The organism is Kitasatospora sp. NPDC036934, assembly GCF_055608425.1.
In genome coordinates this window covers 1-2419 of record NZ_JBVJQR010000072.1, presented here as the reverse complement: position 1 = coordinate 2419, position 2419 = coordinate 1, and the positions used below count along the sequence as shown (strand labels likewise).

1 protein-coding gene is annotated in these 2419 nt (G+C 74.6%); it reads right to left on the bottom strand.

The features are described 5' to 3' along the window. Positions 1-2419 (bottom strand): non-ribosomal peptide synthetase (locus ACZ7BZ_RS38260; protein ID WP_470362410.1); only part of this gene is annotated, 2419 nt, incomplete at both ends.

Genomic DNA, 2419 nt, shown 5'->3' with positions numbered 1-2419 from the left:
CGGTACATCCGGCCGCCCTTGTCCCCGTACGGGCAGGCGACGAAGCGCTCGGCGGTGAGGGCCGGCCGGCCGGCGTAGCCCCGGGCCAGACCCGCGCCCGCGATGTACAGCTCACCGGGCACCCCGGCCGGGACGGGCTGCAACCCGCCGTCCAGCACGTACGCCCGGGTGTTCGCCATCGGGCGCCCGATCGGCACCACGTCCGGTACGGACTCCGCTGTGGGCAGGACGAGTTGGGTCGCGCAGAGGGTGATCTCGGTCGGGCCGTAGAGCACCCGGACCCCGATGCCCGGCACGGCCGCCAGCACCTTGCGGACGGCGGGCGCCGAGACCACGTCCCCGCCGGTCAGCACCTCGCGCACCCCGGCGAAGACACCGGGCTCCTCCTCCGCGATGACGCGGAACAGTCCGGCGGTGACGTGGACGTGGGTGAGCCGGTGGGCCCGGACCAGGGCGCCGATCGCGGCGGCGTCCAGGTTGCCCTCGGGGGCGACGACCACCTGCCCGCCGGAGAGCAGCGGCGCCCAGAGTTCGTAGGTGGAGGCGTCGAAGGCGTGCGGGGCGTGGAACAGCACCCGCAGACCGTCGGGGTGCTGCCAGCACGGGTCCGAGGCGAGCTGGACGACGTCCCGGTGGGTGACGGCGATGCCCTTGGGCAGGCCGGTGGAGCCGGAGGTGAACATCACGTAGGCGAGCTGTTCCGGGTGCAGCGGCGGGCGCTGGGCGCGCTGCCTGCGCGGGCCGTCGAAGCCGAAGGAGTCCGGGGCGAGCGGCAGCACGGGGCAGGGGGCGTCGGCGGCCAGCGGGTGGTCCCGGTGGGCCTGGTCGACCAGGACGAGCGCCGCCCCGGTCTCGGCGGTGATCTGCCGCAGCCGCTCGGCCGGGTGCCGGTCGTCCAGCGGGACGTAGCTGCCGCCGGCCTTGAGCACGGCCAGCAGGGCGACCACCAGCTCGGCGGAGCGGTCCATCAGCAGGACCACCGGGGTGTCGGCGCCGATGCCGGCGTCGGCGAGGTGGGCGGCCAGGTGCTCGGCCCGGGAGTCCAGTTCGGCGTAGCTCAGTGTCCCGGTGTCGGCGACCACGGCGGGCGCGTCGGGGGTGGCGGTGGCCCGGGCCTCGAACAGCTCGGGCAGGGTGGCGTCCGGCACGGGCACGGCGGGGCCGTTCCAGCCGGTGAGCAGCTGCTCGCGCTCGGCCGGGGCGAGCAGGTCGATGCCGCCGATCGGGGCGTCCGGGTCGGCCGCGACGGCGCTCAGCACCCGCAGCAGCCGCTCGGCCAGGGTGGCGGCGGTGGCGTGGTCGAAGAGGTCGGTCGCGTACTCCAGTGCCACCGTCAGGCCGGCCCGGGAGCCCTGCTCGGTGGACTCGGTGAACTCGGTGAAGCGGAAGGACAGGTCGAACTTGGCCACGTCCAGCTGGAAAGGGTGTTCGGCGCAGGCCAGGTCGCCGAAGGCGGAGGACACCGCCGCGCGGCTCTCCAGGGCGATGAGGGTCTGGAAGAGCGGGTGGCGGGCCGGGACGCGGGCGGGGTTGAGCTGTTCGACCAGGCGCTCGAAGGGGATGTCCTGGTGGTCGAAGGCGTCCAGGTCGGTGCGGCGGACGCGGTCCAGCAGTTCGCGGAAGCTGGGGTTGCCGGTGGTGTCGGTGCGCAGGACGAGGGTGTTGACGAAGAAGCCGACCAGGTCGTTCAGGGCCTCGTCGGTGCGTCCGGCGACGGGGGTGCCGAGGGGCAGGTCGGTGCCGGCGCCGAGGCGGGTGTAGAGGGTGGCGACGGCGGCCTGCAGCACCATGAACAGGCTGGCGTGCTGGGCAGCGGCCAACGTGCTTAGTGCGGCGTAGAGTTCGGCGTCGACGTTGGCCTCCGTCAGGCCGCCCCGGTGACTGGGGACGGCCGGGCGCGGGCGGTCGTAGGGCAGTGCCAGCTCCTCCGGGGCGTCGGCCAGGGCCTGCTGCCAGTGGCCGAGTTGCTCGGTCAGCAGGGCGGTGGGCCGCTCCTGGTCGCCGAGGAGTTCGCGTTGCCAGAGGGCGTAGTCGGCGTACTGCACCGGCAGCGGTGGCCAGTCGGGGGTGCTGCCGGTGGTGCGGGCCCGGTAGGCCTCGCCCAGGTCGCGGAAGAGCGGGGCGACGGACCAGCCGTCGCCGGCGATGTGGTGCAGCAGGACCAGCAGCACGTGCTCGTCGTGCGGCAGCGAGAACAGGGTGGCCCGGACGGGGAGTTCGGTGGTGAGGTCGAAGACCCGACCGCCGGCCTCGGCCAGCGCGGTGCGCAGCTCCGTCTCGGTGGCCACCGGCACGGCGTGCAGCGGGAGTTCGGCGGCCTCCGTGACCAGCTGGTGGGGCTGGCCGTCGGTGGTCGGGACGAGGGTGCGCAGCACCTCGTGCCGGGTGGCCACGTCCTTCAGTGCCTCGGCCAGGGCGG